At 68.7% G+C, this 15,193-nt stretch carries 16 protein-coding genes; 11 read left to right on the top strand and 5 right to left on the bottom strand.

Going from position 1 to position 15,193, the window contains the following annotated elements; translation table 11 throughout:
- Window positions 1-123: 123 nt before the first annotated feature.
- Window positions 124-1,149, bottom strand: coding sequence for an SDR family oxidoreductase (locus IU459_RS09295; protein ID WP_195129061.1), 1,026 nt, complete (start codon window positions 1,147-1,149; stop codon window positions 124-126).
- A 48-nt stretch (window positions 1,150-1,197) separates the two neighbouring features.
- On the bottom strand, window positions 1,198-2,019 hold the full coding sequence (locus tag IU459_RS09290; RefSeq protein ID WP_195129060.1) for an enoyl-CoA hydratase-related protein: 822 nt from the start codon (window positions 2,017-2,019) through the stop codon (window positions 1,198-1,200).
- A 128-nt stretch (window positions 2,020-2,147) separates the two neighbouring features.
- Here IU459_RS09290 and IU459_RS09285 point away from each other — a divergent pair, with 128 nt between their 5' ends.
- A complete protein-coding gene (locus IU459_RS09285) occupies window positions 2,148-3,386 on the top strand; it encodes a TetR/AcrR family transcriptional regulator (protein ID WP_195129059.1) in 1,239 nt (412 codons plus the stop codon).
- Between the two features lie 9 nt (window positions 3,387-3,395).
- On the opposite strand, the gene IU459_RS09280 is transcribed toward IU459_RS09285, so the two are convergent.
- Window positions 3,396-4,919, bottom strand: coding sequence for an aldehyde dehydrogenase family protein (locus IU459_RS09280; protein ID WP_195129103.1), 1,524 nt, complete (start codon window positions 4,917-4,919; stop codon window positions 3,396-3,398).
- Window positions 4,920-5,406: 487 nt separating this feature from the next.
- Between IU459_RS09280 and IU459_RS09275 the strand changes: the two genes are divergently transcribed.
- Genes IU459_RS09275 through IU459_RS09265 form a run of 3 tightly spaced genes read left to right on the top strand, consistent with a single transcriptional unit; the run spans window position 5,407 to window position 8,074 of the window.
- On the top strand, window positions 5,407-6,390 hold the full coding sequence (locus IU459_RS09275; protein ID WP_195129058.1) for an ATP-binding cassette domain-containing protein: 984 nt from the start codon (window positions 5,407-5,409) through the stop codon (window positions 6,388-6,390).
- The gene (locus tag IU459_RS09270) at window positions 6,387-7,211 is read left to right on the top strand and encodes an ABC transporter permease (protein WP_195129057.1); all 825 of its coding nucleotides are present in this window, start codon (window positions 6,387-6,389) and stop codon (window positions 7,209-7,211) included. Before IU459_RS09275 ends, IU459_RS09270 begins: the two co-directional genes overlap by 4 nt.
- The gene (locus IU459_RS09265) at window positions 7,208-8,074 is read left to right on the top strand and encodes an ABC transporter permease (protein ID WP_195129056.1); all 867 of its coding nucleotides are present in this window, start codon (window positions 7,208-7,210) and stop codon (window positions 8,072-8,074) included. The genes IU459_RS09270 and IU459_RS09265 overlap by 4 nt, the downstream gene beginning before the upstream one ends.
- Here the strand turns inward: IU459_RS09265 and IU459_RS09260 are convergent.
- Window positions 8,044-9,234 (bottom strand): lycopene cyclase family protein, encoded by a 1,191-nt coding sequence (locus IU459_RS09260; RefSeq protein WP_195129055.1) that lies wholly within the window; start codon window positions 9,232-9,234, stop codon window positions 8,044-8,046. The two genes, IU459_RS09265 and IU459_RS09260, sit on opposite strands and share 31 nt — an antisense overlap.
- Window positions 9,235-9,468: 234 nt before the next feature.
- Here IU459_RS09260 and IU459_RS09255 point away from each other — a divergent pair, with 234 nt between their 5' ends.
- Together IU459_RS09255 and IU459_RS09250 are read left to right on the top strand one after the other, a co-directional pair.
- A complete protein-coding gene (locus IU459_RS09255; RefSeq protein WP_195129054.1) occupies window positions 9,469-10,473 on the top strand; it encodes an alpha/beta hydrolase in 1,005 nt (334 codons plus the stop codon).
- Between the two features lie 16 nt (window positions 10,474-10,489).
- Entirely contained in the window at window positions 10,490-11,425 is a 936-nt protein-coding gene (locus IU459_RS09250) for an esterase/lipase family protein (RefSeq protein WP_195129053.1), read from the top strand.
- Between the two features lie 9 nt (window positions 11,426-11,434).
- Here IU459_RS09250 and IU459_RS09245 read toward each other — a convergent pair whose 3' ends face one another.
- Window positions 11,435-11,911 (bottom strand): hotdog fold domain-containing protein, encoded by a 477-nt coding sequence (locus IU459_RS09245; protein ID WP_195129052.1) that lies wholly within the window; start codon window positions 11,909-11,911, stop codon window positions 11,435-11,437.
- Between the two features lie 452 nt (window positions 11,912-12,363).
- Between IU459_RS09245 and rpsJ the strand changes: the two genes are divergently transcribed.
- The 5 genes from rpsJ to rplB are packed head-to-tail and all read left to right on the top strand — an operon-like array spanning window position 12,364 to window position 15,192.
- On the top strand, window positions 12,364-12,669 hold the full coding sequence (gene rpsJ / locus IU459_RS09240; protein ID WP_003938093.1) for a 30S ribosomal protein S10: 306 nt from the start codon (window positions 12,364-12,366) through the stop codon (window positions 12,667-12,669).
- A gap of 14 nt (window positions 12,670-12,683) precedes the next feature.
- Window positions 12,684-13,349 carry a 50S ribosomal protein L3 gene (gene rplC / locus IU459_RS09235; RefSeq protein WP_195129051.1) on the top strand — a complete coding sequence of 222 codons (666 nt, stop codon included), beginning with the start codon at window positions 12,684-12,686 and terminating at the stop codon, window positions 13,347-13,349.
- Window positions 13,346-14,020, top strand: a complete 675-nt coding sequence (rplD, locus tag IU459_RS09230) for a 50S ribosomal protein L4 (protein WP_195129050.1) — start codon at window positions 13,346-13,348, stop codon at window positions 14,018-14,020. Before rplC ends, rplD begins: the two co-directional genes overlap by 4 nt.
- Window positions 14,017-14,322 carry a 50S ribosomal protein L23 gene (gene rplW / locus IU459_RS09225; RefSeq protein ID WP_011207266.1) on the top strand — a complete coding sequence of 102 codons (306 nt, stop codon included), beginning with the start codon at window positions 14,017-14,019 and terminating at the stop codon, window positions 14,320-14,322. Before rplD ends, rplW begins: the two co-directional genes overlap by 4 nt.
- A 33-nt stretch (window positions 14,323-14,355) precedes the next feature.
- Window positions 14,356-15,192 (top strand): 50S ribosomal protein L2, encoded by an 837-nt coding sequence (gene rplB, locus IU459_RS09220; protein WP_040864840.1) that lies wholly within the window; start codon window positions 14,356-14,358, stop codon window positions 15,190-15,192.
- Window position 15,193 lies beyond the last annotated feature (1 nt).

Raw genomic sequence — 15,193 nt, 5'->3', positions numbered from 1 at the left:
GGATCACCCGGCGCAGCCCTTCCGACCGCCTGGTCGCCCACCTGGGGCGACCAGGCGGTCGGCTTTTCGGCGATTCCCTTGGCGCGCTTCACCAGTGGCCCTCATCCTGGCCGGAAGCGCGGATCAGACCCAGTTCTCGATCCAGTACTTCCAGATCCGCGGCGCGTAGGCGTCCAGCGGCGGAACCTTGATATCGCTGCCCGCGAGCGCCGCACTGGTGTGGCGGCAGTCGAACCAGCAGGTGAACTCGCTGTGCGCCAGGACATCCAGCGGGACGCCGACGCGGGGCAGCAGCCAGTTGGCGCCGGGGACGCGCAGCATCATGTCGAGGCTGCGTTTGGGCATCACCTCGACCAGGTGCGGCGCGCCCGCCTCATCGGCGAACAGGTTCAGCGCCTCGACCGCGCTCTGCCTGCGCGGGTCGACCAGGTGGTAGGTGGTCTTGTCCGAGCCGGGCTGGTGCGCGATGTGGTCCAGGGCACGCGCGACGAAATCGACCGGGACCATGTTGGTCTCGCCCAGCTTGGGCACCAGCACCGGCAGGAGCCTGGGCAGTTGCGCGCCCATCCGCAGCAGCCGGAAGAAGTAGTACGGCCCATCGATGCGATCGATTTCGCCGGTCCTGGAATGGCCGATCACGATCGACGGACGATAGATGCGCCAGCGCAGGGAGGACTCCCGCACGATCCGCTCGGCCTCGAATTCGGCACGCTGCATCGGCGTGGCCAGCGACTGACCGTGGTCGAACATGTCCTCGGTGAACAGGCCCTCGCTGGACCCGGCCACCTCCACGGTCGAGACATGGTGCAGCAGATCGGCGTTCAGCTCCTCGGCGACGTCGACCAGATGCCGGGTTTCGTCGCCGCGCTCGGTCAGGTCGTAGCCGGCCGCCAAGTGGAAGACGTGCTCGATGCCGCCGCGATGCCGCGCCAGCCAGGCGGGGTCGATGCCGAGCCCGGGTGCGCCGAGATCGCCGCACACCAAGCGGACGCGGTCGCCGCCCGCCCATTCCTGCGCACAGCAGGCGAACCGGTCGGCCGAGGCGTCACCCGGCCGGACCAGTACATGGATGTCACCCTCGCGTTTCAGGAGCTCGGGGATGAGGAACCGACCGATGAACCCAGTTGCCCCGGTAACCAGGTAAGTCATAGCCGATGAACATAGTCGCCTGTCGCCGCCTTCGTCGCGGCGGCCCGATCAGTCGGCGAAGACGGGTTTGCGCTTGGTGAGCATCGCCGTGGCGCCCTCGGCGAAATCCGGGGACCGCAACAACTCGGTCTGCCCGGCCTTTTCGGCGGCCAGCGCCGCGTCCAGCGCGGTCAGCGTGGCCTGGTTCAGCGCTTGCTTGGTCAATTCCAGCGCCCGGCGCGGCCCCGCGGCAATCTTCGCGACGGCCTCCGCGACCGCGTCGTCGAGTTCGTTGTCGGGAACGACCGCCGTGCACAATCCGGCGGCCCTGGCGGCAGGAGCGGGCAGGCGCTCACCGAGCAGCGCCATCCGCGCGGCAAGCGGGCGGCCTGCCGCCGCGGCGACCAGCGCGGCCGCGCCGCCGTCGGGCATCAAGCCGATGTTGATGAAAGCCAGCAGCAGGTAGGAATCCTCGCTGGCGTAGACCAGGTCGGCGGCCAGCGCGATGCCGACGCCCACGCCCGCCGCGGCGCCCCGGATGCGTGCGATCACCGGCACCGGCGCGTCGACGATGGCGCGCACCAGCCGGTTCGCCGCATCCATCACCATGTCCGAGGTGATGCCGCGGCGCGCCTCGTCCACGCTCGCCGACAGATCGGCGCCGGTGCAGAAGTCGCCGCCCTCGCCGGTCAGGACGATCACACGCACCGCGCGGTCCTCGGCAGCGGCGAGGAAGACGTCCCCGAGCGCCACCATCGTGTCGTAATCGATGGCGTTCTTGCGCTTCGGCTTGGTGATCGTGACGCGGAGCACCTTGCCGTCCGTGACCGCCGTGAACCCCGTGGCGGCCGCAGGCACATCGGCGGCATCCGCGGAATCGGTGTTGCTCATGTTCGCTCCTACGCTGGAATTCGGCAGTCCGTCGGCCATGAATAGTGGTTAACTTTGCGAATTGTGGTTAACTTAGGGTCGATTGTCGGGCGCTGTCAACCAGCGCCGCCGGAGAAACGGAGAGGTGCATGGTCGCGGATCGCAGCGAGATCGGTCTCGCTCCCGCGCGGCCCGACCCGGGAAGCAGGGCGGGCGCGCAGGGCGCACCGCAGGTCCGCCGCCGCCCCAAGGACCGCAAGGTCCAGATCATCCGGGCGGCCGCGCGAGCGTTCAGCGAACGCGGGTACTACCCGGTGGGTGTGGACGAGATCGCCGCGGAGGTCGGGATCTCCGGCCCCGCGCTGTATCGGCATTTCACGAACAAGTACGCGCTGCTGGTCGCGGCCGCCGAGGAGGGCGCACGGCATCTGCTCACCGTCGCCCAGACCGCCGACGACGCACGGTTGGACCCCGCGCAGCGCTTGGACGGGCTGATCCGCGCGATCAGCGAGCACACCATCGAGATCCGCCGCGAAGCCGGGCTCTACCGCTGGGAACGGCGCTATCTCGAACGCGACGACCGCGTCCGGATCAAGCGGATCTACGACGACCTGAACAACACGCTCGCCGCGCCGATCGCGCTGCTGCGGCCCGCCGCGCCGCCCGCGGACGTGGCGATGCTGGCCGCGGGCGTGCTCAGCGCGATCGCGAGTATCGCAGCGCACCGCACCGCGCTGTCGAGTGCCAGACTGCTTCCCCTGCTGCACGAGCTGGCCTGGGCGATCCTGCGGACCGAACTGCCCGCCGGACCAACCGAACCGGAGGATGGTCAGCCTGTCCGCGGCATCCCGGTGACCTCGAAGCGCGAACAGCTGCTCACCGAGGCGATCCGGATCTTCGGCCGCCAGGGCTACCACGAGGCGAGCATCGAGGAGATCGGCGCCGCCGTCGGGATCAACGCCTCCAGCGTGTACCGGTACTTCGCGAGCAAGTCCGACCTACTCGCCGCGGCTTTCTACCGCACCGGCGACCGGCTGGCCATCGCGATCACCGAGGCGCTGGCCGAGGCGACCAGCCGGGAAGACGCGGCTCGGCGCCTGGCCGACCGCTACGCCAAGCTCAGCTTCGCGATGCCGGAGATCATGCCGGTCTACTACGCCGAGTTCAGCAATCTGCCGCAGTCCGAACAGCACAAGCTGCGCGCCATCCAGCGGCAGAACGTGCTGGAGTGGGCCAACTTGCTCGACGGAGATCCGGTGGAGGCGCGTTTCCGCGTGCACGCCGCCATCGGTCAAGTGATCGATGTCGGCAGGCTGATCCGCTTCGATTCCCGCCCAGCCCAACTCGCGCGCGTGACGGCGCTGATGGACGCGGTGCTGCTCGGCTGAGCCCGCCGCTCAGGTGCGTGCGTGCCGGATCCGGAAGATCGTTCTGGCCAGACGCAGGTGGCGCGGGTGCCGGTCGAACGTGGACAGGTTCACCGGTGCCTGGTATCGCTTCCGCGCGATGGCCAGCGTCCTGCTGAACTCGCGCAGGCCCTGGTCGCCGTGGCTGTGGCCTTGCCCGTACTCGCCCACACCGCCGAACGGCAAGGCGGGGATGCCCGCGTAGGCGGTGGAGGAATTGATCGTCACCACGCCGACCCGCAGCCGCTCGGCGAACGCTTCGATCTCGTGCACGTCCCTGGTGAACACCGACACGGCGACGTCGGTGCCGACCGCGTTGATCCGTTCGGCGGCGTCCTCCATGCTCGCCACCTTGTTCACGATGAGCACCGGGCCGATGCCCTCGCCGGTGATGGCGCTGCTCTCCTCCGGCACCTCGGCCAGCACGATCGGCTCGATGTAGGGCTCGCGGATCGAGTCCAGCCCGCCGACCACGGCGCGTCCGCCGCGGGCCACCGCGTCGCGCACCTGCCTGCGTACCACGTCGACCTGTGACTCCATGATCATCGGGCCGTAGGACGCCTTCCGGTCCGCGCCCGGCCGCAGCCTGCGGGCCTGGTCCACGACCAGTTCCAGAAAGCGGTCGTAGACCGACTGGGCGACGTAGGCCCGCTGGATGCCGGTGGCGTTCTGCCCGGCGTTGGCCATCGCGCCGAACACCGCGGCCTCGGCGGCGTCGTCGAGTTTCGCGTCCACGTGCACGACCATGCTGCCCTTGCCGGTGCGCTCGACGACGACCGGCGTCATGGTCCGCGCGCACGCCGCGATCACCTCGCGGGCGCCCGCCTCCGGGCCGGCGTAGGCGATCTTGTCGACCTTGGCCCGGCACAGCGCCGTGCCGGTCGCGCTGTCGCCGGTAACCACCTGCAGCACCGGTTGATTCGGCGCCAGCCGTGCCCAGCTGTCCGCCAGCCACACTCCGACGCCGGTGGTGAGCTCGTGCGGCTTGAACACCACCGCGTTGCCCGCCGCCATCGCATAGGCGATCGAACCCATCGGGGTGAACACCGGGTTGTTCCACGGCCCGAGCACCCCGACCACGCCCAGCGGCAGGTAGCCGACCGAGGCCCGCTGATTGCGGCTGAGCCAGCTGGAACCGATGCGCCGCCGGTCCAGCGCCCGGGCGGCGTTGCGCGCGGCCCAATCCAGGTTCTCCACCGCGAGCATCACCTCGATCGCGGCGTCGACCTCTGGCTTCCCGGTCTCTTCGCACAGCAAGGCGACCAATTCGCCCGAGCGGCGGGCGATATCGCGTTTCCAATCCAGCAGCCAGCGCCTGCGAGTGTTGAAACCCAGATCGGCCCACCACTTTTCGGCGGCGCGGGCGTTGCGCACGGCGCGGTTCAGTTCGCCGGTGCCCATCACCGCGTAGTTGCCGACGACCTCGCCGGTGCGCGGATCGTAGGACGTGAGCACGTTCGTTCGGCCCGTTCCTCCCGGACGCGCCGCCACCCATGGCTGCGCGGACTCGGCCATGATCACCTCTCGCAGTGTCGAAACCAGCGTGCGGACCGCTCAGCGGGGCACAGCCGCGGACGAGTGAGTGTGGTCCCCCACAAAGCAGACTATGGGCAGGCGCGGCGGGCCGACAAGGCTCGGTCGTCACCGCCTGGACGCCCCGGATCGCCCTCACCAGCGTCGATCCCTTGCGCGACGAACCAGGAGCGGGAAATGTGAGTAAGGACACAATTAATCGGCGCCGGAAGGGTGGCTATGTCGCCTGACCTCGGCCCCGCGCAGGCTGAGGTCGGATTTCGTCCGCCCGCGTCTCTTTCCGCGGCCGGCTCTGCCTTTGCCCGGCCCGGCGCGGGCTACGGACCGGCTGCGCCCTTATGTATCCGCGCGACGCGAAAGCCGCGGCGAGCGGGCCGGTAACATCACGCCGAGCGCGACGTATGACCAATCCGAGCGCAGCATGCGCTCGGGCGACCTCGTCGCCGCACCGGCCGATAGTGGAGAGTTGATGCCGAGTTCCAACCAAGCAGATTCGCGTGCGGGTGAGCCAGCGGTCCGGGTAGCGGACGTCCGCAAGTCATTCGGCGACGTGCATGCGCTGCAGGGCATCAGCTTCGTCGCCGAGCGCGCCTCCGTCCTCGGCATCCTCGGCCCCAACGGCGCCGGCAAGACGACCACGGTGAAGGTTCTCGCCACCCTGTTGCGCCCCGACTCCGGCACCGCCGAGGTGGCCGGGCACGACGTGCTGAAGGACCCGGCGGGCGTGCGCCGATCGATCATGATGACCGGGCAGTACGCGGCGCTGGACGAGAATCTCTCCGGGCGGGAGAACCTGGAGCTGTTCGGCAGGCTTATGGGCCTGGGCAAGTCCGCGGCCCGCAAGCGCGCCGACACATTGCTCGAGGAATTCGATCTGGTGAGCGCGGGCCGCCGTGCGGTGCGCCACTACTCGGGTGGCATGCGCCGCCGTGTCGACATCGCCTGCGGCCTGGTCGTTCGTCCCGAGGTGGTGTTCCTCGACGAGCCGACCACCGGCCTCGACCCGCGCAGCCGCCAGGGCGTCTGGGATCTGGTGACCGCGCTCAAAGAGCAAGGCATCACCGTGCTGCTGACCACGCAGTACCTCGAGGAAGCCGACGTGCTCAGCGACAACATCATCGTGATCGACAAGGGCACGGTGATCGCCGAGGGCACCGCCGACGAACTCAAGGAGAAGACCGGCGGCAGCTACTGCGAAGTGGTCCCACTGGACCCGACCAAGCTGCGCACCGCCGCGTACGCGCTCGGCGACCTGGTGCCGCCCGCGGTCATGGCCGATCTGAACGGCGGCGATCGGCTGTCCATCCCGGCGCCCGAGGGCGCGGTGACGCTGACCGAGGCGCTGCGCAGGCTCGACAGCGCTGGCGTTGAGCTGGCCGACATCGCGTTGCGCCGCCCCTCGCTCGATGACGTGTTCCTGTCCATCACCGGCCACTCGGGCGGTCACGCGTGACCGCTGCGACCGCCCCGGAAAGTGCACCGGCCGCCGCGGCGCTGTTCGCCGGCCTACCCGTGGCGCGGCCGTCGGCCTTCGCGCAGTGGCGCGCGCTGACCGGCCGCATCGTCCGCACCATGGCCACCAAAGGCGAGCTGATCGCCGCGGTGGTCACGCCGCTGGTCTTCACCGTCGGCTTCTACCTGCCGCTGCGTTACGTGATGAAGTTCCAGGGCGTCGACTACGCGCAGTACGTCATGCCGATCATCGTGCTGCAGACCATGGCCTTCACGATGATGTCGAACGCGCAGGTGGCCGCGTTCGAGGCGATGACCGGGCTGAGCACCCGATTGCAGACCATGCCGATCGGCACGCTGGTGCCGTTCTCCGCGCGCATCAGCGCCGGGCTGGTCCGGTCGGTCACCTCGCTCGCCGCGGCGGTGCTCTTCGGGCACATCATCGGATTCCGCTTCGTCGCTGGTTTCGGCCAGGCGGTGCTGTTCTGCGTCTTCTCCCTGGCCATCGGCACGGTGCTGGCGATCGGCGCCGACGCGCTCGGCAGCCTGACCAAGAGCCCGGAGTCGCTGAGCCAGGCGCTGACCCTGCCGACGCTGATCTTCGGCATGCTCTCCTGCGGGTTCGTGCCCGAACGCAGCTTCCCGGAGTGGATCCGTCCGTTCGTGCGCAACCAGCCGATATCCCAGTTCTCCTTCGCCCTGCGCGATATGGCGGCGGACGGCGTGAGCTGGCAGGTGTTGTGGGTGCCGCTGGTCTGGGTGATCGGGCTGGCGTTGGCGTTCGTTCCGTTGGCGATCTGGGCGAGTGTGAGGCGGTCATGAGTTCTGTGCAGACGACCGTGGTGCCCGCGGGCGACGCCGAGCGGCTCGGTCCGTCGGCGCTGCCCGAGGTGGCGGCGCGCCCGGAGGGTTCGGTCCGCAACTGGGCCACGCAGAGCGTGATCCAGTGCGGGCGACTGCTGCGGGTGTGGGCGCGCGATCCGGCGACGACGATCCAGACGCTGCTCTATCCGGCACTCACCCTGCTGATGTTCCGCATCGTGCTCGGCGACTCGATCAGCCTGGCCACCGGCCAGCCGAGCGTCTACGGAACCGTTCCGATGATCACGCTGGTCGCGGCCATGTCCGGTGCGGTGGTCAGCGCGCTCGGCTTCAAGATGGAGAAGCTCACCGGACTGCTCGGCCGGTTCTGGACCATGCCGGTCCATCGCGCGGCGGGCTTGACCGGGCGGTTGCTCGCCGAGGCGATCCGGGTGCTGGTCACCACGCTGTTCGTGATCGCGGTGGGCTTCACCATCGGCTTCCGCTTCGATCAGGGGCCGCTGGCGGCGCTGGCGCTGATCGGCATTCCGGTGCTGTTCGGTGTGGCGTTCGCGGTGCTGGTCACCGCGGTGGCGACGATGTCGGAAGGGGTGATGCTGGTGAACGCCATCGGCCTGATCACCACCTTGCTGATGTTCTTCAACTCCGGATTCGTCCCGACGTTCGTCTACCCGGTGTGGCTGCAGGACGTCGTCGGCAACCAGCCGATGAGCTGCGCCATCGACGCGATGAAGGGTCTGTCCTACGGCGGCCCGGTGGCCGAACCGCTGCTGAAGACGCTCGCCTGGGTGATCGGGCTGACGGTGGTGTTCGCCTATCCCGCGATCCGCGGCTACCGGCGCGCGGCCGAGACCGGCGCCTGATCGAAGTCGTAATCCAGCCAGCGATTCCGGTTGGTCCAGCCGACCAGGTCGTAGCGCCAGCGGAACGGCCAGGTGCGCGCGACCGTGTTGAACAACACGGCGCCGAGGGCGGTGTAGTCGTCGTGCGCGGACAGCAGAGCGCGCTGGCGGCGCGGGGAGGCGCTGAAGAAGGCGTCGAACATGGCAATGGACTGTTCAGTGGTCAGTCTGCCCAGGCCGTACAAGCCACGCATCCGCATCCAGTACACGAGTCGTGCCCGCCGCGGCCACAGTGCGGCGATCGGGTCGCGGCCCTGGCGCAGTGCGGCGATCGCGGTGTCGGCCAGCGCGAGCGAGTCGGCCACGCTGTAGCCGGTGCACGGGTGCATCATGCCGCCGCGCGAACCGAACGGAATCGCCCCCGCCTCGCCTTTCCGCGGCGGCGGCTGGTCGAGCGGATAGTGCGCCGCCTCGCTCGGTTCGACGCCGGTGAGCCGGATGCCGTGCGCGGCGAGGCGGTTGAGCGTGCGTTTGCGCAGTTCGTGCTGCGGCATGCCGCCGCGCAGGCCGAGGCTGGTCTCTTCGAAGATCACCGTGCCGTCGCCGAGCGGCACCGCGTAGAGGAACGACGGCGGCTCGTCGGGACCCGCGCCGTTCTCCGGCCGCCAGTCCAGCAGTAGACCCTCGCCGTCGGAGACCATCGGCGCGGCTGTCTCGGCGGCGACGAAGATCCCGTGCGCGCTCGCGGCCCTGCGGCGTCCGAGGGTGGGCAGCCCACGGGTGTCGAATACCGCTGCCGCCGTGTGCACGGCACCGTCGGTGAGCTCCACCTCATGGGCGTCTACCCGGGTGGCGCGGCCCGCGATGACGGTGGCGTCGTCGAGCGGGAGCGCTGCGCGCAGACCGGGTTTGGACAGCACGCAGTACGGCCGGTCGATGCGATGCTCGGTTTTCGTCCAGACCGTCGGCGCCGGGATCGTGGTCGCGATGGCGCCCGACGGCAGCCAATCCGGCAACTCGTCCACCCAGCAGGAGAAGGTGGGCGGCCACAAGCGGTCGGGACGCGGATCGATCGCGGTCACCGACAGTCCGGCCCGCAGTGCGCGGTGGGCCAGGGCCCGCCCGGCCGGGCCGAGTCCGACCACGCACACATCGACTTCCCGGACCGCGCTGACACCCATAGGGGCATTCAATCCGCTGGGCGGACGACAGCGCAACTATTCCGATCGCGCGAGCCCAAGGAATTCGGGTCTCGCGATATCCGTCACAAAACGGTGCTCGTCTCGACGCGAATTCCATTTCGCGTGTGCCCCCAGAATCAGTGGCCCAGCAACTTCAGTCATGAAATGCCTTGCGGCGCACCATAGCCTGAGCTCGGAATGCGAGGCATTCCGGGATTGTGGATAAGGGGCATCATGAGAGGAAGCCACCTCCGCTGGCTCGTGCTGTTCGCCGCCACCGTCGGCGCGGCAGCGTCGGCGGTCGTACCGGCGCAGGCAGACGCGGCACCCGCGGAGTCTTCTATCGTTTCCGTGCAGGAGCACAGCGATCGCGCTCTGACCTTGACGGTGCGTTCCGCCGCCATGGATCTCGACATTCCGGTCGAGGTGCAGCGCGCCGCGGATACCAGTGTGCCGCGCCCGGTGCTGTACCTGCTGCTCGGTGCGGGGGGCGGCAGCGATGGCTCCACCTGGGCCACCAAAACCGATGCGATGCAATTCCTCTCGGACAAGAACGTGCACGCGGTCACGCCGATCGGCGGGATGTTCAGCTACTACGCGGACTGGCAGAAGGACGACCCGAGGCTGGGGCGCCAGAAATGGAAGACGTTCCTGAGCAGCGAGCTGCCGCCGCTGATCAACGCGTATCTCGGGACCAGCGGACGCAACGCGGTGGCGGGCTTCTCGATGTCGGGCACCACGACGCTGGCGCTCGCCGCGACCACCGGTGACCTGTTCTCCAGCGTCGCGGCCTACAGCGGTTGCGCGCAGACGAGCGACCCGGTGGGTCGTGAGTTCATCCGGCTCACCGTCGAGGAGTGGGGATGGGCCGAGATGGACAACATGTGGGGTCCCGCAGACGACCCGCAGTGGCGAGCCAACGATCCCTACGTGCAAGCGGAGGGGCTGCGCGGGAAATCGATCTACATCTCCAGCGGAAATGGGCTTCCCGGTGTCTACGACGTATACGGCGGAAAATACTCGCTGCCCGGCGCGTGGGGTTTCTCGAATCAGATCGTGCTCGGCGGGGTCATCGAGGCAGCGACCAATTATTGCTCGCAGAATATGAAGTCCCGGCTGGACAGCCTGGGAATTCCCGCGCGATACAACTTCCGGCCGGAAGGCACCCATACCTGGGGCTATTGGGAAGACGCGCTGAAGGACTCGTGGCCCACGCTGGCCGCCCCACTGGGAATCTGATCCGCGGGACTTCGGGATGACTATTCGCTCATACGCCGCGCGGATCGCCGGCCTGCTGCTCGCCGCCGCCTGCACGGTAGTGCTGCACATGCCGAACGCGGTCGCCGCGCCGCAGCTGCCACCGCTGGACGGCGCCAACGATTGGTCCTGCCGTCCCACGCATGCGCGGCCCGAGCCGGTGGTGCTGTTGCACGGGTCGGGAACCGATGCCGTCCGCAGCTTCCTGTTGCTCGCACCCGCGCTGCGGGCTGAGGGGCACTGCGTGTTCGCCGCGAATCTCGGTGCGGCGCCTGCGGTTGTCGACGCGGTGAGCGGCCAGACCGGTTCCAGCTCGACCGGCATGGGGCCGATCGGCGCCGCGTTGCTGGGGCGGGTGGTCTACGGCGTGGCCGACATCGATCGGATGGCCGCGGAACTCGCCGACGTGGTGGAAGCGGTGCGGAGCGCGACCGGGGCGAGCCGGGTGGCGCTGGTGGGGCATTCCACCGGGGGCACCGTGATCCGGCAATACCTGCGAGCGCGCGGCGCGGATGCGGTGTCGCAGGTGGTGACCATGGGAACGCCCTATCGCGGTTCGACGTGGGCCGGGTTGCGCGGCACCTATCCGGACCTGGCGTCGCTCGGCTTGGGCAACGCGCAGATCGCCGCCCAGGTCTACGGAACTCCGGGACAGCAGCAGGTGGTCGGGTCACCGCTGCTGAACCGGCTGAACGCGGGAGGCGAGACCGTGCCCGGTCTCAGGTACACGGCCCTCGCCTCCCGCGCCGACGAAGTGATCACCCCGCAGGACACCGCCCTGCTCGCCGCCCCCGCCGAGGGCGACCGCAACATCTGGCTCCAGGACGGCTGCCCCGGCAACACCGCCAACCACAGCGGATTGCTGTCGGACCCGCGCACCGCCGCCGCCGTTCTCTCGGCACTCGCCGACGACACGCGGCCGCTGCCGTGCTGAGTGGTCGCCCTACTTGGGCGTGACCCAGGTGGTGATGTCGGCGTGTACGACCTCCAGGCCGTGCTTGTCGTAGATAGACACCGGCACCACCAGCTCGCGGCCTTCGGTGAAGGTCGCGAAGTCGGGCACCTCGGCCAGCTTCGCGACGGCGCGCAGACCGGTCTCCGCCTTGGCCAGGTACTGCACGTTCATCGCCTTCGGAATCCACCGGTGTGTCGCCGGCACGGTCGCCTCGCTCAGCATGCCCATCGCGACCTCGGCCAAGTTGCACGCCGCGATGGCATGAAACGTGCCCAGATGGTTGTGGATGCCGAACCATTTCGGCGAGGTCACCTCGCACAGTCCCGGTTCGAGCCGGACCACGTTCGGCAGCACCGTGCCGAAGTACGGCACCCGGGCCACCATCCCCAGCGAGAACAGGGCGTGCCCCAGCCGGTTGTCCGGCAGCTTCTTCCAGCCGCGAAAGGTCGCGGTCTCGTTCGTCATGGGCGGTATCTTACTCGCAAGTAAGTTCTCGTTGCGCACCTGATTTGAAGTGTCGAGGGGGCGTCGGGCATACTGTTCGGGTTGCCCTGCACCGGGCCGTGTCCGTATCCCCTGGGAAACGGGTGGCTGGGCGGGGCGAGCAGTACCCCATCGTGTACCTCGCCGGGTTTCTGGCGTGGGTACGTCCGGGACAGTGTTCCAGGCCTGAGATGCTTTGCGATCCGGAGCCGAGGAATGAGCGGACGGGCGACACGCCCGACCGCGTGGACCGGAGAACCATGACAGATGAACAGCGGCGAGGATCGGGCATGCCCGGTCGTGGTCTCGAGGGGCTCGGACTTACTCGGGCTGGGACGTCTTCGTGTGTTCGGGCTGTGCAAATGAGGGTGGTCCAGATGGCTGGCTAGCCGGCTTACGGACCACGAAGGAAAGCGGAGAAAAGGACACTTAGCGTGGCGGGACAAAAGATCCGCATCAGGCTCAAGGCCTATGACCACGAGGCGATCGACGCATCGGCGCGCAAGATCGTGGAGACGGTGACCCGCACCGGGGCACGCGTCGTCGGCCCGGTGCCGTTGCCGACCGAGAAGAACGTGTACTGCGTCATCCGTTCGCCGCACAAGTACAAGGACTCGCGCGAGCACTTCGAGATGCGGACGCACAAGCGCCTTATCGACATCCTCGACCCGACGCCGAAGACGGTGGACGCGCTCATGCGCATCGACCTGCCGGCCAGCGTCGACGTCAACATTCAGTGACGGGGACTCGAGAAATGACTGACAACAAGAGCAGGCCGGCCGCCGGCATCCTGGGCACCAAGCTCGGCATGACCCAGGTCTTCGACGACAACAACCGCGTCGTTCCCGTGACCGTCATCAAGGCCGGGCCGAACGTCGTCACCCAGATCCGCACCGTGGAGCGCGACGGCTACAGCGCCGTCCAGGTCGCTTTCGGCGCCATCGACCCGCGCAAGGTGAACAAGCCGGTCTCCGGCCAGTTCGCCAAGGCCGGTGTCACTCCCCGCCGCCACGTCGCCGAGATCCGGGTCGCGGATGCCTCCACCTTCGAGGTCGGCCAGGAGATCAGCGCCGACGTGTTCGAAGAGGGCAGCTACGTCGACGTCACCGGCACCAGCAAGGGCAAGGGCTTCGCGGGCACCATGAAGCGCCACGGTTTCCGTGGTCAGGGCGCCTCGCACGGTGCGCAGGCCGTGCACCGCCGCCCGGGTTCGATCGGTGGCTGCGCCACCCCCGGCCGCGTGTTCAAGGGCATGCGCATGTCGGGCCGGATGGGTAACGACCGGGTCACCACGCAGAACCTGTCGGTGCACAAGGTGGACGCCGAGAACGGCCTGCTGCTGATCAAGGGAGCGATCCCGGGTCGCAAGGGCGGCGTCGTGATCGTCAAGAGCGCCGTGAAGGGTGGTGCGCACGCATGACCAGCCTCGAGAAGAAGGCCAACCTGACGCTGCCGGTCAAGGAGATCGGCGGCAAGACCAACGGCACCGTCGACCTCCCCGCGGAGATCTTCGACGTGACCGCCAACATCGCGCTGATGCACCAGGTCGTCGTGGCCCAGCAGGCCGCGGCCCGCCAGGGCACCCACGCGACCAAGACCCGTGGCCAGGTTCGTGGTGGCGGCAAGAAGCCGTACCGGCAGAAGGGCACCGGCCGCGCCCGCCAGGGTTCGACCCGCGCGCCCCAGTTCAACGGCGGTGGCACCGTGCACGGTCCGCAGCCGCGCGACTACAGCCAGCGCCTGCCCAAGAAGATGAAGGCGGCCGCCCTGCGTGGCGCCCTGTCCGACCGGGCCCGCAACGAGCGCATCCACGTGATCACCGAACTGGTGGCGGGCCAGACCCCGTCCACCAAGACCGCCAAGACCTTCCTGGCCGAGCTGTCGGACCGCAAGAAGTTCCTGGTCGTGGTCGGCCGCGAGGACGTCGCCGCGTGGAAGAGCCTGGCGAACCTGCAGAACGTGCACCCGATCGCCCCGGACCAGCTCAACACCTACGACGTGCTCAACAGCGACGACGTGGTGTTCAGCGTCGAGGCGCTCAACGCGTTCGTGCACGGCCCGGCCGAGGCTGCACAGGAGGAGAGCAAGTGACCACCATCGCCGACCCCCGCGACATTCTGCTGGCGCCGGTCATCTCCGAGAAGTCCTACGGACTGATCGAGGAAGGCACCTACACCTTCCTGGTGCACCCGGACTCCAACAAGACGCAGATCAAGATCGCCGTGGAGAAGGTCTTCGGTGTGAAGGTGACCAGCGTCAACACCGCCAACCGTCAGGGCAAGCGCAAGCGGACCCGCTTCGGTTACGGCAAGCGCAAGAACACCAAGCGCGCGCTCGTGACCATCTCGGCCGACAGCAAGCCCATCGAGATCTTCGGAGGCCCGGTCGCGTAAGCGCCTGGGGCTCCAGAAAGCAGAGAAGAACTCATGGCAATCCGTAAGTACAAGCCGACAACGCCGGGCCGTCGTGGCGCCAGCGTCTCGGACTTCGCCGAGATCACCCGGTCGACCCCGGAGAAGTCGCTGCTGCGCCCGCTGAGCAAGTCCGGCGGCCGCAACGCCCACGGCCGGATCACCACCCGCCACCGGGGTGGCGGTCACAAGCGTGCCTACCGTCTGATCGACTTCCGTCGCCTGGACAAGGACGGCATCCCGGCCAAGGTCGCGCACATCGAGTACGACCCGAACCGGACCGCGAACATCGCGCTGCTGCACTTCGTGGACGGCGAGAAGCGCTACATCATCGCCCCCAAGGGCGTGACGCAGGGCACCCGCATCGAGTCCGGCCCGACGGCCGACATCAAGCCGGGCAACAACCTGCCGCTGCGCAACATCCCGACCGGTACCACGATCCACGCGGTGGAGCTGCGTCCGGGCGGCGGGGCCAAGCTGGCCCGTTCCGCCGGGATGAGCATCCAGCTGCTGGGCAAGGAAGGGCCGTACGCCACGCTGCGTATGCCCTCCGGTGAGATCCGCCGCGTCGACGTGCGCTGCCGCGCCACCGTCGGCGAGGTCGGCAACGCCGAGCAGTCGAACATCAACTGGGGCAAGGCCGGCCGCATGCGCTGGAAGGGCCGCCGCCCCACGGTCCGTGGTGTCGTCATGAACCCGGTCGACCACCCGCATGGTGGTGGTGAGGGCAAGACCTCCGGTGGTCGCCACCCGGTCTCGCCGTGGGGTCAGCCGGAAGGCCGCACCCGCAAGCCCAACCGTCCGAGCGACAAGCTCATCGTCCGCCGTCGCAAGACCGGCAAGAAGCGCTGAA

It is taken from the genome of Nocardia amamiensis (assembly GCF_015477605.1).
GTDB lineage: Bacteria > Actinomycetota > Actinomycetes > Mycobacteriales > Mycobacteriaceae > Nocardia > Nocardia amamiensis_A.
Note: the sequence above shows the minus strand (reverse complement) of the source record. Positions and strands in the feature narration are given on the sequence as shown.